We start from the raw sequence: 26,920 nt of genomic DNA, 5'->3' as shown, positions 1-26,920 counted from the left end.
ATGAGGGTATTATTTATGCACGTAAACATTATGAATGACCCTTATTTAAGGATTTCTTTACTTTGCAGCATGTTAGTACGGTTTCCCGATTCAATAACTGATAAAGAACACCTCGACGTACTCCAACTCCAGCTGGGGAATACGCCGCTCGCCCGGTACAGAAAGGCAACTGCTGCCGGTAAAAGAACCAGTTTTATCACCGAACACACGCTCATTTTTGTGTTGCATGGCCATAAGTTCCTGCATATTGAAGAACAAACCCATACGGCCGAAGCCGGTCACCTGGTTTTGTTAAAACGCGGTATTTATGCCCTGTCTGAATTTGTGCCGGATGGCCTGAACTATGAAGCCCTGCTGTTATTTTTTACCGATGATTTTGTAAAGAAATTCCTGCATACCCATCAGTTAACAATGACGCAATCGCCGCCAACTGCGGCGCACCTGGTTATTCCCGCCAATGACTTGCTCAATGGATTTAAAACGCAGTTCATGGGGTACTTCGGAAAACAGCTGCCGGGACTGGATAGCATCTTACAATTGAAGTTACAGGAGTTAATGTTGCTGTTGCTGGCTGGTCCGCAGGGGCCGCAGGTGCGCGCCTTCTTTCAAAGCATTGCCTACGGACAGCCGCTTGACATTGATTTTATTGTGCGTAAGCATTTGTTTCAACCATTGTCGCTGGAAGAACTGGCGAAGCTCTCCGGCCGCAGCCTGGCTTCTTTTAAACGCGATTTCCAGCAACAATATAATAGTGCACCCAAAAAATGGATCAACGAACAACGGCTGGAACATGCCCGCCTGTTATTATTGCACTCCGGTAAAAATGTATCGGAAGTAGCGCTGGAATGCGGCTTTGAAAACAGTCCGCATTTTATAAAGATCTTTAAGCAAAAGTTTGGGATTACGCCGAATACCTTACGGGGTGATCACAAAATATTGAATATTGAATGTTGAATATCGAATGTTGAAGCAAGGAAAAGTGTTAAAGCCTAAAGGTTAAAGGCCAAAGACGAAAGTGTATTTGCTTTTAGCTTTAACCTTTCTGCTTTCAGCCTGTATTTGCTTGTAGCTTGCGGCTTGTAGCTTGATGCTGTTCTCCAAAAACGCAATAAAATGAGCTTTTCCCGTTATTATAACCAGTCCCGGATAAAATACCTTAGCGGTCTTAAATTAAATCAGATGAAACCTTTAATCTCGTTTTTGACAGGTATGGTGTTGGTTATTAACGCCATGGCGCAGGATAGCTCGGTTTTGGCACACCCCGAAAGCGTAATCTCCGACGGTAAATTCCTATATGTAACCAATATTGGTAAGGCCCTCGATCCGGGCGCAAAGGATGGCGATGGCTTTATCAGCAAATTATCGCTCGATGGAAAAGTATTGGAAGCCAAACTCAATACATCAAAATTGAATGCCCCCAAGGGAACGGCCATTATCCGCGGCATGTTGTACGTGGCTGATGTAGACCGCATCATTGGGATTGAAATGGCAACCGGTAAACAATTGGCAGAGATCAACCTGAACCCTGCTACGGGCTCCGGTTTTGTGAATGACCTTACTACAAAGGATGATTTCACTTTATTTGCTTCGTGTACCGATGTGGGCAAGATAGCTGAAGTAAATATCAGGACCGGTAATGTACAAATTGTCGCCAATGTAAAAGGCGCCAATGGCATCACCTATGATAAAGCAAACAACCGCCTGTACACGTGCAGCTTCGATTTTCAGAATATGAAAGGTGGGGAACTCGGTGTTATCACCTGGAAAAACTTCGTGCCCGGCTACGAAAAAATAGGCGACGTTCATGGCGCTTTTGACGGACTGGCCCTGCTCGACGATCATACCCTCATCGTATCTGACTGGGGCGCTATGGACCATCCCGCTGGTTTTGTTGAAAAAGTTGATCTGAAAACAAAGCAAGCCACCAAACTCGATTGGCCCGTAATCAACGGTCCCGCCGATTTTTATCTGAACGTGGGAGAGAAGAAATTGTACATCCCGGCGTTGGTAGAAGGGAAGTTGGTGATACAACAACTATAGTGAGTTGTGAGTGAATACAAAATAGTGAAGCCTTGAGGAATAACCTCAGGGCTTTTTCAATTTTATAACGATTGCCTCCTGGCCGCGACGAGGTTGTCTGCCGTTTGCCGTCTTTTGTATTCGCCTTTATCAACGCTATCAACCCTGTCAACTTTATCAACCTGCCTCTACATCCCAACAGGTTGTCACCGTAACGCGTCAACCTGTTAACTTGTCAACGTGTCAACTTTTCCTAATACAACGTTAAACCCACTAAACGAAAATGTTAAATAAATCTGGCAAGCTTTTCTTACTAACAAAGACAATACCAAACATTATATTTTCTTTAGAAACCGTACATGCCCAAATCCATTACTTTTAATTCGCATAATAACCGTGTAAAAACAGGGAAACCCATGAAGAAAAAATCTGGAGATTTTTTTGCGGCCCTTAAATCAATAATACTACCGGAAAGCAATGACCATCGCCCCGCCAATGGTCCGGTTACGAATAACGTTATCTTAAAAGAATTGCTGGATTGTTTTGAAAATTCGTGTAAACGCGAATCGGTAGGGAAGAGTTTGTTGTTCAACATGCACTACCTCATTATCCTGCATCCCGAGGTATATGAAGAGCGGTTGCCATCCCTCCCCATCATAGTAAAAGAAGCGCTGAAAGCTTTTTACAATAGTCTCAAACGTTATAAAAAGAATTATGATGAACTGTCGCCGGTGTCGTTTCACTGGCAGTTCCGGTTTGCACCCGGCACCGATTTCAACCAGGAAAAGATAGCGGTAGACGATGTGCGTGTGATCGGCATGTTAACCGGGTTGAAACCCATGGGCAGCGGTGCCGGCGACCGTCACAATACGGCTAAGGTCACCATGAAGTCGAAGGCTACCAATGTGTTTGATAAAATGGATATCAACCTCGATGTGCTCAGGCATTTACATTTTGCCGAGAATGGCACGTTTACGGTGAAGTTCAATCCCGAACTGCATGTAACCAATGTGGCCGTTACCAATAATACGGTGCAGAAAACCGCCCGCAATGCCGACGCCGGACTGGCGCGCATTGAATGTTACATGGCCGATAAGAGTAAGGAATTAGTCTATGTCATGAAGGATACGGAAATAGTGATTGCACGGAAAGAACCGGAGAACCTGGGCTACAGCAATTACCTGTTGATTGAATCGGGGTTTGTTTCCAATCCCCATGCCCGCATTCGATGGAATGAAGCGCAGCAGTCGTTCCAGATCGCTTCCTTCAGCAACAACGAAACGCGGGTAAATGAAACGGTGATCGCCAAAAGCGAAGCCGGCAATCCGCGCTGGTTCGATCTGAATGATAAAAGCCAGGTACTGTTGAACGGCATGGTAACGCTTACCCTTAAACAGTTGTAAAACATATATGATTAATACCATCTCATCCATAGCATTGTTTGTGTTTGTGCTTATTTTATTGTTACGGCATTTTAAAAACCTGCCACGATAATATGAAAACTATTTTGCTTAGTGGCAATACGCATCCCGGTATGCGGCGAACAGAAAACGAAGATACATTCACCTGCCGCCAGTTATGGTCGCCCGATATGGCCCTGCTGGTAGTGGTGGATGGAGTAGGGGGTTATGCCGGGGGGAAACGCGCCGCAGCGATTGCCCGGGACTCTATCGATCAGTACATGTTAACGCCTAAGGGCGATACCCTCACGATGTTGCGCGAAGCCGTGATCTTTGCCAACAACCGCATTGCCGAAGAACGGTTATTAAATCCCAAGTACAGCGAGATGTGTTGCGTACTAACGGCCGCCGTGGCCGATGCGGCTGCGGGACTCGTATACTTTGTGCACGTGGGCGATACCCGCCTGTACCGTTACCGCAAGGGTACACTGCAAAAGCTTACAAAAGATCATTCCTTTGTTGGGCTGCGCGAAGATGCCGGTGAGATCACTGAACGCGAAGCCATGGACCATCCGCAACGCAACCAGATCCTGCGCGAGGTGGGTTCTTCCATTCACCGCATCGATGATGAAGATTTTATGCAGTATGGTAAGGACGAACTGTTGCCGGGCGATGGCTTGTTGTTATGCAGCGACGGCCTTACCGATATGGTAACGGCCAAACAGATAGCCGAAGTGCTGGCTACCAGCGCTGCGTTGAATACCAAGGTGAACAACATCATTGCGCTGGCTAATGAAATGGGCGGCCACGATAACATCACCGTGGTGTTGTTAAAGAACAACCGCGCTAAAACCACCACGCAGCCGGTGAATGGCGCCAAAGCAAAAAAAACTGTTAAAACAAAACCCGATACAACAGCCGTATCACTACCGCCGTCTACCAATAAATTGATAGATAAAGCAGATAAGCCGGAGCCGAAAGATAATCCGCCTGTTAAAAAACCGGGCAGCAGTAACAAATGGATAAAGTGGAACGTCCCGGTGATTATCCTGCTGGCGGCAAGCAGTTGGTTCTTTTTTTCGCGTAACAATGAAACCGCCTCCACTACGCCTGATAAACCAACCAATATACACGAGGTGAAATCGGTTGACGATACGGTACACAAAATGCCCGCTACTATTTTCAGCGGACAACATGCCGCAGCAGCGGGCCCTGGTGCTTTGCAAACTCCCGATACCCTGCGGTTATCGGCTACTGCCAACCTGGTAACGGTTCAGCGGTATGCCGATAGTGTTGGGAACACCGTACTGTTGTTGCCGGCTAAAGAAAAAGTTAATCATTTTGCTGCGCTGGAAATTAACAAGGCTTCTGCTAAAGCAGGTGATACCTTAGTAATAAGAAACCTGCGCATGAAAGGATTTGAAGTTGGCATCAAGGTGAGTATTCCGGTTTTGGTGAAATTGGAGAATACATTTTTTGAAAACGTTAAGTATCCTGTGAGTAACCAGGTTAAACCTGATAGTACAAACAAAAGTCTCTCTGTACAGGTAGTCAGCACAGAGATGCAATAAAATATGGCAACTTCAATTTTTAAAGAATACTTCAAGGGATACGAGATCCTGGGTGAAATCGGCAGGGGCAATGCCCGCGTGCTGAAAGCAAGGCACCTGGAGTCGGGTAGCCTGGTTGCCATCAAGCACTTTGCTTTTAATACCGATGCCGATACGCTGCGCCGTTTTCAACGCGAGTCGGAGATCATGAAATCTATTCAGCATGATCACATCGTAAAAATAGTAGACGTTCACCTCGATGCAGAGCTGCCTTATATAGTAATGCAACTGATAGAGGGTGGTGATGTGCGCCGCCTGTTAAAAGACCGTGGCACGCTGGAAGTGGACACCGTCATTCAGCTGGCGCAACACATGACCGACGCGCTCGACGCCATTCACGCCAAAGGCGTCGTGCATCGCGACATCAAACCCGAGAACATCATGTACCGCCGCCTGCCCAATGGCGAGCTGCATTTTCTGTTAACAGACTTTGGCATTGCCAAACTAAGGGAGCAAACCAATACGGTTACCGGTTCTTCCATGCTTACTTACGAGTATGCATCGCCTGAGCAGTTCAGTCATGCCCGCACGGTGTCAACGCCTACTGACTATTATTCACTCGGTATTGTGTTGTACGAATGTTTAACGGGTTCGGTACCATTTGCCTATAACGATGAAGACCTGTTGTGGCACATCAACCGGGTGATTGAATGTCCGTTTCCGGAACTGGTGTTGCCCGATAACCGCTTTCTGCCACCCAGCCTGTTGCAATTGTTACATGGATTGCTGGCCAAACAGGCCGTTCACCGCCTGAACGATACGGAACACGTCCGGCAGTTACTCACAAAGGCCGCGTTGGAAAATGCCCAGTCGCGCTATGTAAAACCGGTGAGCGTTGGCAAAACAAAAAAGGTAACGCAGGTATTGGAGAAAACAAAGGCGCCTGCTGTGGTAGCTGGTAAAAAGAAAGAGGTGGTGTTCACCATCCTTGGGGTGTTGTTGTTCAGCGCGTTCATGATGGGCATGTGGGCCGTGTTCCCCAATAAAGAAGGGAAAGAACCGGATAACGACAATGCGAACGTATTACCGGTTGATTCGGTTTCGGTAGCCAGTGTGCATCGTAAACCGGTTCCTGCCCATAATAATAAAACGCTCATCATCCCTGCTGTGCACATCACGCCGGAACCGGAGAGCCGGCCCGTGGCGAAGGCTGCGCAGCCGGCACAAACCGATGCAGGCGTAACCTTACAGAACGGGATGTATTACGACGATTTCAGCGATGATGTAGACAGCATTTGGGAAACCGGCCGCGATGAGAACAGTGAGTTCAAATTCTCCCATGGAAAATATATCATCAAAGGATTGACGGATAGTTTAACCTATCACGCTACGGTAAAATTCAACCTGGATGTAAATCGAAACTTCAGTGTGTCGGCCAGCGCCACGCAATGGGGCAAAGACCCTGACGATGCGTATGGCATCAACTTTTGCGGCAACACCGAGAGCGATGCCTATTATGTGTATTACATCACGTCCAATGGTTATTATGCGGTAGGCTCCATGACCAACGGCGACTGGCAGCCGATCATTAACTGGACGCGCACCAGCAATATCCATTCCAACAATGAAATGAATACCCTGTCCATTGAAAAGAGAAACAATTCGATCTTCTTTTATATAAATGACAAAGTAGAAAACGTATTGCCCTTTACCGGCGCCTATGGCAATTGTTTCGGCATGCGGGTAGATGGAGCACAAACAGTAGCATTTGATCAATTGATAGTGAAGGGTTCAAGGTAGCAGATAATCGATTTTAAGACATTGTTTCAGTTCCGGGTTCCAGGTTATGATTCCTGAACCCGAAACTCTGAACTCTGAACCCGAAACTCTGAACTCTGAACTCGGAACTCTGAACTCTGAACTCGGAACTCCGAACCCGAAACTCTGAACTCTGAACTCTGAACTTGGAACTCGGAACTCCGAACCCGGAACTAGTTAGCCCAAAGAAAAGAAAATGGAAGTTAACCCGAAAAATATTCATAGTAGTAAAGTAGAAGGTTGGATCCTTTTAACTGGTTCCGCCGTATTGATGCTCGTACTCTTTGTAAAGTTGTTCTTTACGTTGTCACCCGCATTGAATCGCGCCGATACCGCATTGAAAACCGGCCGGGCCATTAAACTGGAAGCCGGACTAAATAAAGATTCTTTAAGAAAGATCATTACCAATGGCAACTTTTTTGCCGATGAGCGCGATGCAGACATGCTGGTTGATTCGTTGTCGATGCGGCTGATCACCGTTGGCAATGTAGACAACCTCGGCGCCATCAATAAAGGCGGCTTTGGTTTGATAGCGCCCGTTGAATGGAAAGCGCCCCATGGTGGTCTGGATTTTCAGGGAAGATTGGAAGCCTCGCGCCAACGCCTGGGTTTTGATTCGGTGCTGTACAATAAAGAATTGAAAAACCCTACTGCGTATCCGGCAACGGTGAATGTTGCAACGGGAACGCATGAAATGGGTGGGCGTTTGGTGTACCAGGAGCAACCGATGGCCGGCACGCTGGTGCAATTGCGCGAACACATTGCCACGCCCGACGAAGATTCCCTGTACGATCATGTGCTGTACGCCCGCACCGATAATAATGGCGAATTTCATTTTACCGGCCTGGTAACGGATTCAGGCTATAGTGTGCTGCCGCTGAAACCCGGTTTTGAATTTGGCGCCCGCCAGGGGAGCGCCCGCCTGGAAAAAGATAAGTTCTATACTTTCACTGGCAAACCGCATAAAGTAAGGTTGATCGGTCCCATCGCGTATGCACAAATGAAAGAAGACGGGATCCTGTTGGTAAGAACGCCGTCAGCGTTCACCACTTCCTACTGGCTGATCGTTGGCGGTTGTATGCTGGCCTTTTTCCTGGCGCATGTTATTTTGTGGCTGCGAAAAAAAGAGCCCGATGTATTTATTTTACCCTTGCTGCTGTTGTTATGCAGCATCTCTATCCTGCTATTATTTAGTATCCAAAACCCGCTGACCGATACGCTCCATGCCGCACAAGCCTTGCAGGGAGTGATCATTGGCCTGGCGGGTTTTGTTGTTTTTGCGTTGATCGACATCCGTAAATTATATACCCGCTGGTGGTTCGATGCCCTGTTCAATTTCAAACAAAAGAATGTATATGGCCTTCGTGGCTGGACCTGGCTCGTACTGGCCATCGGCATGGCCTTATTGACCCTGCTGATAGGAACAGGTCCCGAAGGCAGTGGCGTGAAAGTAAACATTCAACTGGGCGGTTTTACTTTTCAACCCAGTGAGATCACCAAGTATTTGCTGTTATTATTCCTGGCCGGGTTCTTTGCCGCCAATGAAGAGAACATCCGCAATTTGTCGGATATCCGCTGGCGCTTCCTGGTTAGTTTGGGGGTGTTTGCAGGCGTGGGTGTTATCCTGGCGCTGTACCTGTTAATGGGCGATATGGGGCCCGCTATGGTAATGTGTTTTACCTTCTTATTCTTTTATAGCATTGCACGTGGCAATTTATTGCTGACGGTTTTGGCGGGTGTGGTGTATTGTGTGTTGCTGAATTATGTACCCGGCTGGCTGGCGACGGCCATCAGTTTTGTGGCGGTGATCTTAACCATGATCCTCCAACGCCAGGTAAAAACCGTGAAATGGTATGGCGTTTTTGCCGCCCTGGCCGATGCCCCGGTGATTGTGTTACTCGTAATCGCCGCCTTTGCATTTGGCGATCAGTTGCCAGGTATTGGCGACCGCCTCGCCGATCGCAAAGCCATGTGGTTAAGCCAGTGGGATAATGATGTTTTTGGCGGCGACCACCTCGCGCACAGTTACTGGACGTTGGCGTCGGGCGGGTTAACGGGGCAAGGCCCCGGCCGCGGTTTTCCCAATACCATGCCTGCTGCGCATACCGATATGATTCTACCCAGCATCGGGGAAGAATTGGGCTGGTTGGGTTTGGTGGCCGTGTTCCTGGTGTTCGGCATGTTAATACACCGGTCGTTTTTACATGCCCGCCGGGCAGGACAGCCGTTTAGTTTTTATTTGTGTGCCGGCATAGCCATTGCCACCGGCATACAATTTCTGCTGATTGCCGGTGGCTCCATTGGGCTGATACCGCTCACGGGGGTCACCGTTCCATTTTTGAGTTATGGAAAGATCTCACTGATCGTAAACCTCGCGGCCATGGGGATTGTAGCGGGTATTTCGTCGCGGCCCGGACAGGCCATTCAAACCGAACACCTGCGCAAGTACTACGACTTTGTGCTGGGCACCGGCATCCTGTTCTTCTTAACCGGGTTGGCTGCGTTGATGGTGAAGTTGTACCAGGTGCAGGTAGTGCAGCGTAAAGAGATCCTGGTTCGGCCGGCGCGTGTGATCAATCGCAATGGCTTACCTATTTATAGTTACAACCCGCGCATCGATAAACTCACGCGCGTGCTGGCAGCCGGTTCTATTTACGATCGTAATGGACTGGTGATCGCTACCAGCGAACCCGGCGTTATCAAAAAAAATATGGATGCCTATCTCAGTGCAGGCATCGATACCACACAACTCGAAAACACCTTGCAGAAAAGGGTAGTGCGTTTTTATCCGTTTGAAGAAGACCTCTTCTTCTGGACGGGCGATTACAATACCCGCCTGTTCTGGGGGCAAGGCAATGGCTATTTTGCCGAAGCGCGCCATTTAACTTCATTACGCGGGTATGCTACCAGTCCGGAAAAACGCGATTATGTAAGTACAGAATACCGTCCCGATAAATTTACGCGGCCGGTACAAAAAACCATCAAGCTGGTGAGTTACGATTATTCGCCATTGGTAGAAAGTCTGCAGTCGGGCATCGATACCACCAATGAAGCGATCCGGAAAATAAAACACAAAGACCGCGATATCCATTTAACCATCGATGCGGCGCTGCAAAAAGAGATCCAGGATTCCCTGCGCAAAAGCAATTTTAAAAATGATCGCATCGCCGTGGTGGTGATGGATGCCGGCAGTGGCGATCTGCTGGCTTCTGCCTTAAACCCGTTACCCAATTTGCAAATGCCCGATCTGATGTTGTTGCCCGATCGTGAACGCAATAAACTGCCCAAACCGGTTACCGATCGCGACCTCGGTTTAACGTATGCCACCGCGCCCGGTTCAACCGCAAAAATATTGACGGGCATGGCAGCCTTTAATAAAATGGGGCTGGATGCCGCCAAAGTAAAATATACCGATATCTATCGTTCCGAGATCTTCCGCGATAACCCAACCGAGCAGGAACCGTTTATTCCTAAAGTGAATTATGTGGATATGCACGAGGCCATCGTGAACTCGAGTAACATCTTCTTCATTCGCATGGCCAATGAAAATAATTTAGAAGAACAGATGGCTGCCCTGTACCAGGCAACGGGGATGAACATCGATCAGCGGGGTGGCTATGATTTTGCGCCCACTACCAATAAAGTAAAGCAAGCCGAAGACCTGGCCGACTGGCAGAAGCAGGTGATGAACCACGATCGCCGGGCGTATAACAATCCCAGGTTAATGGGAACCAAGAACCGGTATCGCAGTCCGTTCTCGGGCCTGGCGTGGGGACAAAGTTCGCTTACGGCCACGCCCGCGTCTATGGCGCGGATGGCGGGCGCTATTGCCAATAATGGCGTCATGATGCCCACGCGGTACATGTTGAAGGAGGCAGGCGTTAATCAGCCAATAGCCAGTGGAGTTGAGATTGCCGAAGATACCGCCTATGCAGGAACGCTTACCCGCTATATGATCGACCAGAGTAACCAGCCCGGCAAACAGAAGATCAGGAACATCGTAGTAGCCGGAAAATCCGGAACACCCGAACGCGTGATCAATGGCGAAATAGAATCCGATGGATGGTATGTGTTTTTTGCGCCCACGCCCGATCACCGCTCCCGCACCGTAACCTGTATCAGGATTGAGCGGGGAAAGGGTAGCTCCAATGCTGTATTGGTAGCTAATTCAATAGCAAAAGTATTGGAGAAGAGAGGGTATATCGTGTCATTTTAGTTCCAGGTTCCAAGTTCCGAGTTCAGAGTTCAGAGTTCCGAGTTCAGAGTTCCGAGTTCCGGGTTTCTGGAACCTGGAACGGATTTCATTAATTAAATAAATAATTTATAACCGTGATGAAAAACTTTTTGAGGAAGCTTCTTAATAACCCCACCCCGGTGGCGCCGGAACAAAGTGATGCAGCACCCGTGAGCAGCCAGGCGCAACCAGCATTGTCTATTCCAGCTACGAAGGCCAAGCGGGAGGAGATCATCAAATTCATCATAAATGGGTTAAAACCTTATATAGATGAAAAGGGCCACACCATTGCCGGTTTGCGTTTATACATCCTGTGTAATAATAAAGAGGCGGAAGAAACGCTGAAGGTAGCCCTGTGCGACGATACGCCCGGTATGTTCCAGAAAGATCACCTCGAACGCAAGCTGGTGAATAATTTCATTCAGCTCGCAGGCGGCTGGTTTTTTGAACATCATCTGGTAACAGATAAACTGCCCGACTATTGCATTACCCATGGCATGATGGGCCTGGAGGTGATTCGCCGTGGTCAGGACCTGTTTCAGCAATATTCCGTTGCCCGCCTGCAGGTGCTGGTAGGACAAACCCAATTTCCCGAATATGAGTTGAACCCCAAACAACAATTAAAGTTCAGCATTGGCCGAACACAACATCCCAAACTCTCCACCGGTAAAATACACACCAACGATATCGTGTTCTGGGCACAGGACGACGCAGCATTCAATGCCACCACCGGCATGGCCAATTTACACGTAAGCCGTAACCATGCGTATATCTTATACAACCCCCAGCTCGATAAATTCTTCCTGTTCCCCGACAAAGGCGGCCTGCCGGAGAATGGCAACAAGATCCGAATTTATACGGCCGATGATAAAGTGAAGTCGCTGAATGTGCCGGGAGTATCGCATGAGTTGCAGCATGGAGATCAGATTGAGTTGGGGGGCGCGGCGGTTTTGGTGTTTATGAAATGAGTAGCCTTTAGTTTAGTCCGTTTTTTAAATGCAGTAAAAAAAGCTCTGCACAGGCAGTAGCATCGGCAAGGGCATTGTGGTGCTTCTCTAATTTTATCTTATATTTTTTACATAAGAGATCCAATTTGGCGTCAAAGATCTGATATGTGCAATGCTTATTATATTTCGGCTCAGCAAGGTCATAAAACTCTAATGTTTGCTTTAAGCAATTAAAGTCAAACCTATGGCCATTATGTGCAACCACATTTTGTTTGCTTATAAGGGACTTTATTCTACTCCATGCTTTATCAAAAGTTAATGCAGTAGCAGTCATATCAGGTGTAATGCCATGAATGGCAATGTTGAAATTGGAATATTCGTTCTTTGGAGGCTGAACCAGCAAATCTATTTTTTCAGTAATTTTCCCGTTAGTAACTCTAACAATTCCCACCTGGCAAATACTCCATCTTTTTGGGGTGGCAGTTTCAAAATCAATAGCAGTAAAAGTAGTTGTTTTCATTACATGGCAGTTTTGGTATTTTTAAATAGCCGGCTAAAAATATAAACCAGGTTTTATATCTCATAGCAATCCATGATTCGGATGCCGGAATTAAGTGTAAGTTTTTATAGAAAAATAAATTATTACGCAGTTATCTGTGTTATATATTTTATTGTTTGTTGATAGTTATTGAAGGCGGTAGCAAACTCCTCTGAATATTCAAAATTGCTGAATTCATACTGCTCGTTTAATCCTGTAGCTGTATTTAAAGTTATTTCACCATACCTCACAACCGGAATTTGGTAGTTGTCCTTAAACCTTTTATCTGGTGTACCATTCTTGTTCACTTTGGCCCATGTTCTGTCGATGATTTTACTGTCACCGGGAACTGATCCGGTTTCAATAAACCTGACAGCATTGTGATAAAAGTTAATTTCGTGAAGGCCAATTAAAGCAAATTGCTTTTGATTGGAGTACATAACAATGAAATTTGGATAAAAGTATAAATCAGCTCCATTGGCATTCTTTAGCCATAACGTTTCAAACGCCGACTTTAAATCAGGAAGCGACTTAATTCCAAACTTTACGGCTCGTTTGTTGACAACAGTTGATGCTGCTGACCTTGTTGCAACCCTGTTTTGATAGTTTTCACTGGTTACATCCCAGATTTTCATTGAGGTTGACAGCTTTTTAAAACTTTCAACCATCCGGTCGTACCTTTCTTTTATATTTTGGTCAAATTCTATATCAAGCGCTACATAGCAGTTTTCAATCTGTTTCTCCAATTCTTTTATAGCGTCCTTCTTGGCGTTTATTTCCGTTTTTATATTGTTGGCAATTGATTTCTTAATTACGCCATATAGCAGCATGTAACTTGCAAACAATTTAAATTTGGAACTACCCAATGACGCTTTTATGCTGGCCAGATCTTTTCTCAAATCCAACCTTTGTTCATGTGCTGCAATAATCGCTTCTTTAATGCCTTGCATGTCCTGACTTGTAATCTCCTGAATGTCGGCACTAAAGATGTTATCGGTATAAGGTGTGGGTTGGTCGAAATAAGTGGCGGGAATGGGTTTGGAGCCATCAGAAAGTTTCTGCCTGTTATGCCCTAACCCCGGTATACTTGTATTTAGGTAAGTGCCGTTTTTTCCGAAGTTTACGCTTGCACCTCTTACGCCAATGGAGGTACTAATTCCACTATTACTAAAGTTTAAATGAACACCAGGGATAACCTTGATCCTTTTTCTGTAGCTCCAGGCCATTGTCTGTTAGTTTTGGTTTAGGTGAGAAAAATGCCAAAAAGAAATCGTGATTTTCACATAAAAATTGTTTCAATAAGGGGAAATCGTAAAAATGTTGATCTAAGACAATAAGCTGTTAAACGGTTACTAACATGCTAAGTATAATGAACGATCTAATGAACTGTTTTTTAGTTGATTACTACAAATGTTAAATCAATTACTCGCCCTGATCGCGTATTAATTACGCAGATTATCTACTTGAAGACTATTGAGCCGGGCGTTTAATGATGGCTGGAATATTACTAACGGGGACGACAACTGACAAAAATCAACTATAGAGATTACTCCTGTCATAAGCCGGGTCGGCTGCTAAGTGTAGCTTGCTTTGTAAACAAGGGGCAATTGACTCCCACAGATTAGTTCAATTGTTTATCAAAGAAAAAATTATTTACCATGGAAGCCCAAAAAATATTATACGCCGACCCCTTAGATGTTTTATTTGATGGCAGAAATAAGGAATATGGTGCATATGAATTGAGGAAGAAATATAATAAGCGCCTGATTGAGGCCCTTCTTGCAGTGGGTATCATCGTTGTGGTGTTATCGGTAGTTAATTTCCTGCCCAATCAGAACAGCAATGAGAAAAACCAGGTTCTACTGATAAAAGACGTGCAGCTGGAAGAAGTAAAAGAAAAAGAAGAGAAGAAAATGGAACCCCCATTACCTCCAAAAGCAGAAGTTCCAAAAATAGAGATGACCAGGTTCACACCTCCCCGGATTGTGAAAGATGAAGAAATAAAAGAGGAGGATAAGCCACCAGAACAGGAAAAGCTGCAGGATACCAGGATTGGTACGATGAACCAGGAAGGAGTGAAAGATGAAGGGATCGTGGCTCCCCCTGCATCTGATGATGCAAGAGGAATCATAGAAGCACCAAAGGCAAAAGTCACCGAGGACTATGAAAAGACTTTTCTCAAAGTGGAGATCGAGTCGCAGTATCCCGGCGGGCCCGCTGCCTGGAAGCGCTATCTCAATAAAAACTTTCACTATCCCGAAGATGGCTTAAGCAATGAGATACAAGGAGTTGTTACGGTACTGTTCATTGTCGATAAAGAAGGAAATGTGAGTGATGTACAGGCCGTCAGCGGCCCGGAGGAGGGTGGTTTGCGTGAAGAGGCCATTCGCGTTATCCGGAAAAGCGGCGCATGGATACCAGCGGAACAAAATGGGAGAAAGGTGAAATCTTATAAAAAGCAGGATGTCGTATTCAAATTGATGCTCGAATCAAACTGATGCTGCAATAACTCCTGGTATGTTATGGGCAACAAAAAGCCGCATAGAATCCCTATGCGGCCAATATAAACTAACTAAAGAAGTAACAAACTAACTAACAAACTAACTAACAAACTGACTAACAAACTGACTAACAAACTTCAACTTAATAACCTAATAACTTACGAACCCAATAACCTGAGGTAACATAAGCTTCACTTAAAAAAAATTACTTTAAAGCCCTTGCGCATGCTAAAGTATCCCCGCAATCCCTAAAGTGCACAATCTCCTCCTGGTCGTTGAACTCAAATTGCATGCACCAGAAAGTAGAGAACCGTTTGTTGGTAGTACGGGCCATCGCATTCATGTGGCCACAGGCCATTACTAAGTGATCGTTCTCCAGAATGTGTTCTACTACAAAGTCCGACATGTCAAGGGTATCATTCAATTTCATAAAGAATTCTTTCACATCATCGCGGCCATGATATATGCCGGCAAAAGGAATATCAGGTTGGCCCATTACTTCCCAAATGCAATCACGGCTCAGACTGTTAACGATCATGTTGATGTCGCCCCGTTTGAAGGCGTCATACAGGTTCGCGACTTTTTGACCATAGTGAACTAACGTTTCCATAATCAATTTTTTTGAGGTGAATAAATGAAAGAAAAGAGCTTGGTGCGGAATCAGTAATAAGCGGGATAAGTAATGATCGGGATAAGAAAATAAAAAATAGCAGGGTATTAAATATACTACATTTAACAGGCGATCAGTACAGGCAATAATGGTTTTATTTTTTATCTGATATTGGTCAGTAAAAACACATTTTAGAGGTTTAAACTTTGAATGTTAACCTTCACCGTAAAATGACGGGATTTGATCTAAATTTTATGAAACATTTTTATTTTTCACATTCCTGCATTAACTTACCTCTTGATTGAGATTAAGAAAAAGCCCATAAACCACTTTCATTAGCATCACGGTTACTCTCTCTGATTATTAGTAAGTATTCTGTACCGATTAAGACACTGTTAGCAGCATTTTTGGTAAGGATGAAAAACCCAAATAAGTAGTCCTTTTGTGTAAATACCTCGTGTACTTACCTGATTTGTATTGTTTACTGTTATTACAAAAAAGATGAGTCAAAAACCTTTTATTTTGATTGCGGACGATGACCAGGAAGATCGGTATTTGTTGCATACAGCGTTTGAAGAGATTGGTAGATCCAACGATATATACCTGGTTGAAAATGGCCTGCAGGTATTCAAATACCTGGAGACCTCCATTGAACAATCAGGCATGCCTTCCCTCATAGTGCTTGATTTAAACATGCCCATCCTCAATGGCATGGAAACGTTGTCGCGGTTGAAAGCGCACACGGTTTACAAAACAATCCCGGTAATTATTTTTACTACCTCGGTGCATGAGGTGGAAAAAGAACGATGCCTGGAGATAGGCGCCGCCGATTTTATAAAAAAGCCGGCCAGGTTTCAGCAAACCATTTCTACGGCCCGTTATTTACACGAGTCAGCCTGTACGCGCCAGGAAACCCTTAAAGGCTGCTAAGTCCGGCGTTCAATATTGTTTCTATAACCTTCATATTATTTACGGCATCCTGTAATGGGGTGGGAACCGGCGTGTTGTTCAATACTGCCAGGGAGAACAGGTCGCCCTGCAGGGTGTATTGATCTGCCGGATCAAATTTCATTTCCTCCGAACCGGCTTTTGTATGCAGCCACAACCGGGTAACCTGGTTGGGTGGCGCATTGAAAGGAATTTCAATCTCAATGCGGCCTTCGGCGCCCATGATCTGCACGCGTTGATAGGGCATCAACTGGGTACTGCAGGTAAAGGTGGCGGTTCCGGCAGCAAATTCAAGGATGCCTGAAGTGAGGGTATCGGTTTGCAGTACGGGATCGGTAGTAACATGACCCAATACCCGAACCGGTTCGCTGTTGAACAGGAAGCGGGCCAGCGAAACGCAATAACAGCCGATGTCCATCATGCCGCCGCCGCCCAGGTCTTTCTGGTTGCGGATGTTTTTGGGATCGGCATTATAATAAGAAAAGAAAGAATGAATGGTTTTCAGCGCGCCGATGCGGCCATCATCTACCAGCATTTTGGCCTGCACCCATTGGGGATGGAAGCGGTACATAAAGGCTTCCATTACTTTTATGGAAGGATGTTGTTGCGCAGCCTGTAATAACTGATTAGCCTGCTCAGCAGACAATGCAATGGGTTTTTCGCACAATACATGTTTGCCCGCTTGTATGGCCTTCATTGTCCACTCCACATGCAGGTGATTGGGCAGGGGAATGTATACTGCGTCTATATTTTTATCGTTCAGTAATTCCTCATACGAACCATACACTACCGGTATGCCCAGCTTCTCCGCCGTTTCCTGCGCCTGCGCTTTATTCCGCGATGCAATGGCCACTACATCACAATACGCGCCGGTTTGCATGGCGGGAATTACTTTTTCCCGGGCAATTTTAGCAGTACTTAAGACACCCCAACGTACTTTATTCATATGATGGTTTTGAGTGGGGCAAATGTAGTTATAAAAAAAGTTCCAGGTTCCAGGTTCCAGGTCATAAAACCCTGAACCCGGAACCCGGAACTCTGAACTCTGAACTCTGAACTCTGAACTCTGAACCCGGAACTAAGTATTATTGATTATCTACCTTAGCCTCAATCGTACTTTGTATAGCAGTAGATACATTCGAAAGTAAATCATAACCGGTAGCTGACTCAATTGCATCCACCGAAGTACGGTAGGTTTTCCAGTCGCTGTTAACGGTATTGATGTTAGGCGTATTTACCGCAATTACGCGGGTAGAAGAAGTGATCCGGGCCAGGTCGCCATTGCCATTGGGCAGTACCACTACCACTTTCCAGATGTGGTTAGGGACGGTAACATGACCGCCATCGATGGTGTTAACGGTACCGCTGCTGCCGGTGCCGCCGGTTCCATACGAACCCATCACTACATACACCTCATTACCTGCGGTAACCAGGGTACGGATGTAATTCTCCATGTTGGCCCAGGTTTGTTCGTTGTTGTTAGGCGCCTGGGGAATCATGTTCGTCATTAAGAAGGTAGCCTGGTTGGCGTCAACGCTGGAGGTCCTGTCGGCTGAAGGACAGTTATGACCGCGATCGAAACCACTGCCGCTGTAACTGGTGGCGCCCACCTCGTACCATCCGCTGGGAAGGGTGACATCGGCCCGGAAATCATCCTGGCGATCCGTACTGCCGAGGTCGCCCGACTTAATGTGCCAGCTCACCCAGTTGGGCGTGCCGCGGTCGCGGTGATAGCTGAGCGTGTAATAGGTTCTCACCATTAAATAGTTGGTGAAATTAGCCGTGCTGGCAGTAGCGCCGCTTGGGTTACCCAGCATCATGTTGTCGTCGTCGGTAGCAGTACCGCCGCCGGTTCCACCACCGGTAGATGACGAGCTGATGGTAATGTCGTCGATGTTGATGCGGTTGGTGCTGCCATCAGTTTTTACGATCGCAAAGCGAACATTACCGGTGTAGCTAACGGTAAATGTAGCAGTTTGCAAGGTAGTGCTGCTGGTAGTGATGGTGCTGCCTACCCTGGTAAACGTGCTGCCGCCGTTAGTACTGGCGCGCAGTTCCCAGGTGCTGCCGGCATCGCTGCCATACACCGCGTGTTTTACGGTTACGCTGCTTACGCCACCGGTAACATCAAAGTTCATGGTAAGGCTGCCACTGTTGCGTACGCGGGCGCTTTGGGCGCCGCTTTTTACATCGGTAGAAAGGTTTCCGATCAGGGCGTCATTTAAATTCCACGAGCCTGATGATAAGGTAACATCGGCAGCGGCATACGCAGTTTTGGAACCCGATTCAAAACCTTCGGTAAGGGTGGTAGCTTCTGTAACGGGAGAAATGAGGGAAGCTGTGTCGTTGGTGTTAGTGGGTTGCAGGTCTTTTTTACAGGCTGCAAACAAAAGAGAAATGGAAAACACGGCGGCGAGCAACCGCAGTGGAGGATAGTTTGGTTGTGTCATATAGTTAAAGGTTTAAAAAAAGCGAAGTACGCGCAATTGAACTACCTGTAAGTTTAAGTAATTATTGCGACTGTTATATTCAAACACCCTTAACTTTTAAATAATGACGTTAGATCGGTGGAAGACTTACTTTGAGCATATAAACCGGTGATGGAGATCATCGCTGTAATGAAGCATTGTGTAGGAAATGTACTATAATACATCTGTGGAAGAAACAACGATGGTACATCGTTTGAACAAGTGGGTTAAAAGAGGGGCTGGATGGACATCCGCCCCCGTTTTAATCCAAAAATACTCTTTGAAAAACTAATGTAACATAATTCAAATTATACGCCAATCGTATAATAAACTAGTTTTTGTATATATAATTTACGCCAATGTGAATTAATTTCCTCAGCGTTGGTAAAATAATGCTTGTTTTGAGATTCCTTTTTTGATAAAAACTCCCGCTTTCGGAAAGTAATGTGGTATAACACAATGGCTTGATGTGTAAGAACTGGTCAGGGGCTAAGGTTTAATGTTGGACGCATCGTATTTTCCGCAGTCCTGATATATAGACGCCTCAAATTTAACAATAGATGCATGTATTATAAAATAGAAACAACAAAACGGCCCGATACCTTAAGATATCGAGCCGCTTAAATTGTCAAATATTCCTTATTTCAACCTCAAACTGATTTTCACCTGCCTTTGTATTCCATTAGCACATTTGCACATTAGCATATTAGCAGATTAGCATATTTGCACATTGGCCTTCTAATCCATCTTTTGTCCCAATTTTCTATAACCTGCATAGAAAAACAGCGGGAAGATGAGTAACGTTAACCCGGTAGCGGTTATCAACCCCCCAATTACCACGATGGCCAAAGGTTTCGAGGTTTCTGAACCAATACCGTGCGATACGGCAGCAGGTAATAACCCGATGGCCGCCATCAGGGCAGTCATAATAACGGGCCGTACGCGGCTCTTCACCCCCTCTTTAATGGCCATTTCCAGCGAATGACTGTCAAACTCATGCTTCTTTATCTTTTGCAGGTTGTTCTTGAACACCGAGATCAGGATAACGCCGTTCTGGATACAGATGCCGAACAGGGCAATAAACCCGATACCGGCTGAAATACTGAAGTTGGTACCCGAGATCAGCAGGGCGGCAATACCGCCAATAATGGCAAACGGTACGTTTATTAATACTAAACCCGCGTCTTTTACATTGCCAAACATTACAAACAGGATCAGGAAAATGATGAGCAAACTAACCGGCACCACCTCCGTTAACCGTTTGGTAGCGCGTTGCTGGTTCTCAAAATCACCCGCCCATATCATTTCATAACCTTTATTCAGCTTAACGGCTTTATCCACCTTGCTTTGCGCTTCGGCAATGGTGCTGCCCATGTCGCGGCCACGTATGCTGAACTTGATGGCGCTGTAACGGCGGTTATCATCGCGGAAAATGATGCTGGGCCCTGTTAACCGTTGCAGGGTGGCGATGTTCTTCACCGGCACCTGCGAGCCGCGGATGGTGGGTATCAGCAGGTTGCTGATGGCTTCGGCATTGTTCCGGTAATTTTCCTGGTACCGCAGGCGAAGCTGGAATTTCTTCTCGCCCTCATAGATCTGCGATACGGCTTTACCGCCAATGGCCATTTCAATGGTGGCATTGGCATCGGCCGTGGTAACGCCATACAACGCCATCTTGCTTTGGTCAAGATCTATCCGCAGTTCGGGCTGCCCGATATTGCGAATGATACCCAGGTCTTCCACGCCTTTCACGTTCTTCATTACATTAAATACCTCAAAGGCTTTCTTCTCGGTATAGGCCAGGGTATCTCCATATATTTTTACGCACAGCGAACCCTTTACGCCCGACACCGCTTCTTCCACGTTATCCATGATCGGCTGCGAGAAGTTCAGGTCAATGCCCGGGAATACGGACAGCATGTGCTGCATTTTATCAACCAGCTGCTCTTTGGTGATACCGCTTTTCCATTCTGCCTTGGGATAAATATCAACATGGAATTCCACGTTATAAAAACCGGTGGCATCGGTACCATCGTTTGGCCGGCCCGTTTGCGACATTACCTGTTTTACTTCAGGGAAGGTCAGGATCATTTTCCGCATCTTGTTGGCAATATCGCGGCTCTCGTTCAGCGATACGCTGAGCGGACAGGTAGCACGAATATAGATCGCGCCTTCATCCAGTTCGGGTAAGAACTCGGTACCCAGGAATTTGAAACAGAACAAACCCACGGCAACCATGGCAATCGCCGCTAAAATGCTGAGGCGTTTGCGCGCATAGGTCCAGTTAAACTGCCACATCACCCCCTTGGTAAGCCACTCAACAAACACATTGTGCTTTTCACGCACGTTCTTGCGAAGCAGGATACTACTCAAAAGTGGTATCAGGGTAAGCGTTAAAATAAGGGCGCCCAATAAAGCAAAACCGAGCGTCCATGCCAGGGGAGAGAACATTTTACCTTCCACTTTCTCAAAGGAGAAGATGGGCAGTAAACCGGCTATGATAATGAGTTTGGAGAAGAAGATGGCCTTGCCCAGCTCGCCACCGGTATTTTTAATAATACCCAGTTTGCTGAGGCGGTTGAACCGTTCCATCCCAATCTGGTGCGCCTTATGGTCCAGCAGCACAAAGATCCCTTCCACCATTACCACGGCCCCGTCTATGATAATCCCGAAGTCGATGGCGCCCATGGAAAGCAGGTTGGCGCTCATGCCGCGTAAGGTTAAACAAATAAAGGCAAACAGCAGGGCCAGCGGAATTACGATGGCCACAATAACCGTAGTGCGCCAGTCGGCCATAAACAGGAATACGATCACCGTAACGAAGATGATCCCTTCCAGCATATTGTGCAGCACGGTGTGCGTGGCAAAATGAATGAGGTCGTCCCGGTTGTAAAAGGTGTTTATCTTAACATCGGAAGGCAGTACTTTTTCGTTCAGGTAATTGATCTTTGCCTGTACCCTTTTTATCACCTCACCGGGGTTCTCGCCCTTACGCATTACGATGATGCCTTCCACCACATCATTCTGTTTATCGCGGCCCACCTGGCCCAGGCGGGGCAGGGCGCTGATTTGTACATCGGCCACATCCTTTACCAAAATGGGCGTACCATTGATATTGTCAACGATGATGTTACCAATCTCTTCCACGCTGTTGATCAACCCAATACCACGTACCACATAGGATTGCGAGTTATCAACGATCACATCGCCACCCACGTTGATGTTGCTTTTTGAAGCTGCGGTATACACTTCCAGCGGCGTAATATTATAAGAAGCCAGCTTTTGCGGGTTTACTTTTATCTCGTAGGTTTTTACCTCACCGCCAAAACTTACCACGTCACCCACGCCTGGCACCCCTAACAGCTGGCGTTCTATCACCCAGTCCTGCAGGGTTTTCAGGTCCTTGATGGGTTTGGTAGTGCTTTGCAGGGTATAACGGAAGATCTCACCGGTAGGGCCGGTTGGTGGCTGAATATCGGGATCGGCGCCTTCGGGTAGTTCCACATCGCGCAGCATGTTGTTTACCTGTTGCCGTGCAAAGGCGTCCTCTACATTGTCATCGAAAATTACTTTTACCACACTCAGGCCAAACACCGTTGTAGAGCGAACCGAGGATTTTTTCTGAACCGGGTTCATCGCCACTTCAATAGGGATGGTCACAAATTTCTCCACCTCTTCGGCGCTACGGCCGGCCCATTGGGTAATAATAGTTATCTGCGTATTCGTAACATCGGGGAATGCCTCGATGGGAATACTTTTAAATGCCAGTCCGCCCCATACAATTAATATGAGGGTGGTGAGGAATATGAATAGCCTGTTCTTTAGTGAAAAGGCGATTATCTTTTTTATGAATTTGTTCATTAATAGTTCTGCTTTTGGTTCTTTAGGTGCTGTTTCAGGCTTAAAGCTTAAAGCCAAAAGCCGAAAGCAAATACATCTCCTGTATTGCCTTTAGGCTTTAACCTTTGGGCTTTGACCTTGTTTCTTTCTTCAACATTGATATTTGTTATTCAGAAAGCGCTTGATAGATGAATACTTGTGAATTTGTTACCACCTGATCTCCTTGCTTCAACCCGGTAACATAGGCTTTGGCATCCACCCTTTTTATCAGTTGCACTTCTTTTATGTGTAAGCCACCGGTGTCTTTAACGATCACAAAGTTTTTGCTGTCGTCGAGTACGATCGCCTGCGAAGGAATGCTCAGCATGTTGCCGGTTGGTTTGCCGTTCACTTTCACGGTCACAAACATTTCGGGCATCAGCTCATTGTTGGGGTTAGGCATGCTGATGCGCACTTTCATGGTGCGGGTAGCAGGGTCCAGCACGTTGTAGATCTTGTCTATTTTGCCGGTATATGGCTTGTTGGGATCGGTGAGGGTAGTTACCGTTACTTCATCACCCAGGTGAATTTTGCTGATATCACTCTCGTATACATTGGCAATCACCCATACGTTGCTAAGATCGGCCACGGTGAACAGCTGGTTGTTGTTATCCTGCCGTACTTCCGAGTTGGCGGTGATGTTTTTCTCGATCACATAACCGGTGAGCGGCGCATGCAATTCGTACAGCGAGTTTGATCCGCCGGTGATGCTCTGTACCTGTTTGGCTTTATTCAGTTCACTCAATGCTTTATTATATTCCACTTTGGCACTCAGGTAATCGCGTTCGGTGGCCAGGTTGCCATCGTACAGGTCCTTGGTGCTTTCCATGTTTTTCTTGGTGATGGTTACATTGGCTTCGGCCAGCGCCACATCGTTGCTGTTGGCAGCCACTTCCATACTTTGCAACACGGCCAGGGTTTGCCCCTTCTGCACTTTATCGCCCAGGGCCACGTTCACACTTTTTATTTTACCACTGGCCAGGGCGTATACTTTTGCCTGGTGGTCTTCATTGGCCTGAATTTTACCATTCAGTTTGGTATAGTCTGTTTCTTCTTCAGCAGTTACCGGGGCAGTAGTTACATTGCGGATAACACTGTCCAGCGTGCCATTCTCCTTTGGCGTAGCGGCCTCGGGCCGGCCACAGGCAACGGCGGCGGTAATACAAACGAAAGCGGGAATGATGAATGATTTATAGCTGATCATGATTTCTTTATTTAGAGGTTTACGATGGGTTTTCCTATAGAGAAGTTCAACGTTTCTACAGCCTGGATGCGATCGTTCTGCAATTGATTCCACTGCAGCACATTTTCTTTATAGGATTGATAGAAATCGGTGAACTCGAGTAAGCTGATGTTTTTCTTTTCAAAATTATCGGTGATGCTTTTCAGCAGTTTGTCGAAGTCGCTTTGAAAACTAGGGTCGATGGTCTTGAGCATTTTCTCGGTGTTCAAAGCTTTGCCATAGGCCTGTTGCACTTCATTCTCTACCGATAGGCGTTGTTGGGTAAGGGCGGTATTGCTTTGATCAACGGCGATCTTCGCGGCTTTTATATTGCCCTGGTTGCGGTTAAAAAAGGGAAGGTCCATAGCCACGGAAAAGAAGGTGGCGTTGTTTACGAAGCTACCCCGTTTATCAAACTGTACGCCGCTCATGAGGTCGGGTACAGCGATGGCTTTTTGCAGACTTAAATTCTGCTGGCTATACACCAATGAATTGTTGGCCAGTTGCAGATCGTACCGGTTGGCATACGCGCTGTCGATAAGGGTGGGCAACTGGTACTGACGAATAGAGCCCATGTTGGGGGCCGAAACGGTAATGTCGGGTACAAACCAGGCTTTATTGTTCTGCAACAGCAACTGCAATTCGGCCTCTACATCGTTCAGTTGATTTTGCAGGGAGGTTTGTTCTGTTTGCAGGTTGTATAAAAGCGATTTAACACGCACCACTTCCTTGAGGGTGATCACGCCTTTTTGTTGCAGCTCGCCGTAATTGGCGGTGAGCTTTTGCAGGGAGGCGATAGGTGTTTGGTACGCAGCGATGGCCTGTTGCAGAAAACCGGCCTGGTAAAAATCGCTGTGCAGGGTAAAACGCAGGGTGCGCAGCAGGTCGTAAAACCGGTTCTCGGCCATCAGCACATTTGTTTGGGCCAGCTTGATCTGCTTGTTGCGTTTTCCGGCAAGGATAATCAATTGTTGCACGTTGGCGATGTACTCACCGGTGGCATTGCTTACATCGAACCATTTCTTTTGGTCGGGATTGTAAATGTTGCCTACCAGCTGCAGGTTTGGATTGTTGTAAACCCGGGCTTGCAATACCTGGGCGCGGGCGATGTCGATGTTGTACTTTTCTGCCATCAATTGGAGGTTTTTGGCAGTGAACTGTTTTTCCGCATCGGGTAACGAGATCCGTACCGTATCCTGGGCCTTACTCTGCTGAACAGAATAAAACGCGCAGGCAAAAACGATCACGAATCGTTTGAAGTCGGCGATTTTCATTGTAGCGTTTATTTGAATTAACTGATCTTATAGGGTTTCAGAACAGGCTAAACCAAGGCGGGTATATATGTAATATATTACAAATATAACTGCCTTTATCAAGCGGTGCGGTCTCTTTGGGAATTTGTTACGAAATTTTCGGGTGTATAATACAAGGCCAAAGGCTAAAGCCTAAAGCCCAAGGCAAAAGCCAAAAAGGTTAAAGCACAAAGCAAAACACTGCCTGATGGCAGTTTTACTTTGCGTTAAATAGTGATTTACGATAAAGGCAATTACATTTATGCTTTTACCTTTCGCCTTTAAGCTTTTACCTGTTTCGGTGGTGGCAGCAAAATGTTAGTAAAACCGGCTGTGGGTTTATGTTCAATATAGCCGGTGAAAACTATGGCGGGTTCTTTTTTGATTGAATCTTTTGTTTGTGCTTCTTCGAAGAAGGGATGATAGCTGTAGTCGACGATCTTTATCACATGCAGGGGACGGCTGGTATCATCGTCCTCATCTTCGGGCGTGCTATCGGAATGGCCCAGTACATCCTGGTCGATATACTCTATCAGGGTGTTGATATCATCTACCTGGTTACCGGCGCCATCGTACACGTCCACCTCTTCATCCATCTGTGGAATGAACATGGATGTGTTCAGGTGAGCGAACAATAATATGAATGCCAGTAACTTTTTTAGCATGACCAGGCAAAAATATAAACTTAAGTCAGTTGTTAAAGGATATACTGATCTCTTAACAAGCATTTTACAAGGTGAGAGGCGTTGTGAGTAGTGAGTAGTTCCCGATAGCCGTAATTCAAACACTTATTGCAGTAGTTTTCCGGTTTAGCTTGTTAATATTTGTTAAGGAAAAGTGAAGGAGGGGGTGGTTGGTCACGGCGTTTTATCGTTGGAAACCATGGCGGAAATATGGTGAAACCTAGTAGGAGTAAGGGTTTTGTTACTGTTTAGCCCGGTTTGGCATAATGAAAGGGTGAAAAACGTGATTATGACAGCGTGGGAAGGCGTTTTATATTTGCATCAGAATCAACGGTAGCGGCAGCGAGGCAATAAGGCAACGAGAGAAGAGCTACCAGGAGCAAACACTCCACTTCAAAAGATTTTTACCTTTTTTTCATATGGCAAGCAATCGTTAGAGGCCAGCTGTTTCTACAGCCGGTCTTTTTTTTTAACATGGGACTCATGGTTTACCATGAGGTGGAGGCAAAGGGCAAAAGGCAAAGGCTTCGTCGCGGCAACTCAGAACTGTGAACTTTTTCAACGGTATGCAACCATCTAAAGAAAAGCGGCATCTTAGGTAATGCATATAGGTGTGAAAAAGACATTTAAAATTATCGCAGCGTTAAGTATAATAAAAAGAAGCAATAGCTCGTTATAAGAAAGTGCAGTAAGTGAGTAAGAAGAAGACGAGTTACTACGAAGCAGGTGCTTCACATTAAATAGATTTTTACTTTTTTTCATATGGCAAGCAATCGTTAGAGGTCGTTCCGTTTCAACGGAAAGACCTTTT

The 26,920-nt window shown here is 46.2% G+C and carries 18 protein-coding genes; 9 read left to right on the top strand and 9 right to left on the bottom strand.

The window, feature by feature from the left end; translation table 11 throughout:
* Nucleotides 1-69: 69 nt before the first annotated feature.
* The 7 genes from NIAKO_RS23590 (at nt 70) to NIAKO_RS23560 (ending at nt 11,989) form a co-directional block, all read left to right on the top strand.
* A complete protein-coding gene (locus NIAKO_RS23590) occupies nt 70-954 on the top strand; it encodes a helix-turn-helix transcriptional regulator (protein ID WP_165761320.1) in 885 nt (294 codons plus the stop codon).
* 225 nt (nt 955-1,179) lie between these two features.
* A complete protein-coding gene (locus tag NIAKO_RS23585) occupies nt 1,180-2,040 on the top strand; it encodes an SMP-30/gluconolactonase/LRE family protein (protein ID WP_133055374.1) in 861 nt (286 codons plus the stop codon).
* A 395-nt stretch (nt 2,041-2,435) separates the two neighbouring features.
* Entirely contained in the window at nt 2,436-3,422 is a 987-nt protein-coding gene (locus NIAKO_RS23580) for an FHA domain-containing protein (protein WP_041349234.1), read from the top strand.
* A 92-nt stretch (nt 3,423-3,514) separates the two neighbouring features.
* Nucleotides 3,515-4,990, top strand: coding sequence for a PP2C family protein-serine/threonine phosphatase (locus NIAKO_RS23575; protein ID WP_014220967.1), 1,476 nt, complete (start codon nt 3,515-3,517; stop codon nt 4,988-4,990).
* A gap of 3 nt (nt 4,991-4,993) precedes the next feature.
* On the top strand, nt 4,994-6,769 hold the full coding sequence (locus NIAKO_RS37115; RefSeq protein ID WP_014220966.1) for a serine/threonine-protein kinase: 1,776 nt from the start codon (nt 4,994-4,996) through the stop codon (nt 6,767-6,769).
* A 214-nt stretch (nt 6,770-6,983) separates the two neighbouring features.
* Nucleotides 6,984-11,003, top strand: a complete 4,020-nt coding sequence (locus NIAKO_RS23565) for an FtsW/RodA/SpoVE family cell cycle protein (protein ID WP_014220965.1) — start codon at nt 6,984-6,986, stop codon at nt 11,001-11,003.
* Between the two features lie 128 nt (nt 11,004-11,131).
* Nucleotides 11,132-11,989, top strand: coding sequence for an FHA domain-containing protein (locus NIAKO_RS23560; protein ID WP_165761319.1), 858 nt, complete (start codon nt 11,132-11,134; stop codon nt 11,987-11,989).
* 7 nt (nt 11,990-11,996) lie between these two features.
* On the opposite strand, the gene NIAKO_RS23555 is transcribed toward NIAKO_RS23560, so the two are convergent.
* Nucleotides 11,997-12,488: an exonuclease domain-containing protein gene (locus tag NIAKO_RS23555; RefSeq protein WP_014220963.1), complete on the bottom strand. Its 492-nt coding sequence runs from the start codon at nt 12,486-12,488 to the stop codon at nt 11,997-11,999.
* Nucleotides 12,489-12,610: 122 nt separating this feature from the next.
* Complete coding sequence (locus NIAKO_RS23550; RefSeq protein ID WP_014220962.1) at nt 12,611-13,732, bottom strand: DUF4236 domain-containing protein; 1,122 nt, start codon at nt 13,730-13,732, stop codon at nt 12,611-12,613.
* A 432-nt stretch (nt 13,733-14,164) separates the two neighbouring features.
* Between NIAKO_RS23550 and NIAKO_RS23545 the strand changes: the two genes are divergently transcribed.
* Nucleotides 14,165-15,004 (top strand): energy transducer TonB, encoded by an 840-nt coding sequence (locus NIAKO_RS23545; RefSeq protein WP_014220961.1) that lies wholly within the window; start codon nt 14,165-14,167, stop codon nt 15,002-15,004.
* A gap of 208 nt (nt 15,005-15,212) precedes the next feature.
* On the opposite strand, the gene NIAKO_RS23540 is transcribed toward NIAKO_RS23545, so the two are convergent.
* Entirely contained in the window at nt 15,213-15,617 is a 405-nt protein-coding gene (locus NIAKO_RS23540) for a nuclear transport factor 2 family protein (protein ID WP_014220960.1), read from the bottom strand.
* Between the two features lie 501 nt (nt 15,618-16,118).
* Between NIAKO_RS23540 and NIAKO_RS23535 the strand changes: the two genes are divergently transcribed.
* On the top strand, nt 16,119-16,547 hold the full coding sequence (locus tag NIAKO_RS23535) for a response regulator (RefSeq protein ID WP_014220959.1): 429 nt from the start codon (nt 16,119-16,121) through the stop codon (nt 16,545-16,547).
* Here the strand turns inward: NIAKO_RS23535 and NIAKO_RS23530 are convergent.
* From NIAKO_RS23530 to NIAKO_RS23505, 6 genes are all read right to left on the bottom strand, one after another.
* On the bottom strand, nt 16,534-17,511 hold the full coding sequence (locus NIAKO_RS23530) for a Gfo/Idh/MocA family protein (protein WP_014220958.1): 978 nt from the start codon (nt 17,509-17,511) through the stop codon (nt 16,534-16,536). The genes NIAKO_RS23535 and NIAKO_RS23530 overlap by 14 nt on opposite strands.
* Nucleotides 17,512-17,650: 139 nt before the next feature.
* Entirely contained in the window at nt 17,651-19,015 is a 1,365-nt protein-coding gene (locus tag NIAKO_RS23525; protein ID WP_014220957.1) for a DNA/RNA non-specific endonuclease, read from the bottom strand.
* A gap of 756 nt (nt 19,016-19,771) precedes the next feature.
* Nucleotides 19,772-22,894, bottom strand: coding sequence for an efflux RND transporter permease subunit (locus NIAKO_RS23520; RefSeq protein ID WP_014220956.1), 3,123 nt, complete (start codon nt 22,892-22,894; stop codon nt 19,772-19,774).
* A 145-nt stretch (nt 22,895-23,039) separates the two neighbouring features.
* Nucleotides 23,040-24,116, bottom strand: coding sequence for an efflux RND transporter periplasmic adaptor subunit (locus NIAKO_RS23515; RefSeq protein ID WP_014220955.1), 1,077 nt, complete (start codon nt 24,114-24,116; stop codon nt 23,040-23,042).
* A gap of 11 nt (nt 24,117-24,127) precedes the next feature.
* Nucleotides 24,128-25,408, bottom strand: a complete 1,281-nt coding sequence (locus NIAKO_RS23510) for a TolC family protein (RefSeq protein WP_014220954.1) — start codon at nt 25,406-25,408, stop codon at nt 24,128-24,130.
* Nucleotides 25,409-25,707: 299 nt separating this feature from the next.
* Nucleotides 25,708-26,091, bottom strand: a complete 384-nt coding sequence (locus NIAKO_RS23505; protein WP_014220953.1) for a hypothetical protein — start codon at nt 26,089-26,091, stop codon at nt 25,708-25,710.
* Between the last annotated feature and the right edge of the window lie 829 nt (nt 26,092-26,920).

Source organism: Niastella koreensis GR20-10, assembly GCF_000246855.1.
GTDB lineage: Bacteria > Bacteroidota > Bacteroidia > Chitinophagales > Chitinophagaceae > Niastella > Niastella koreensis.
Note: the sequence above shows the minus strand (reverse complement) of the source record. Positions and strands in the feature narration are given on the sequence as shown.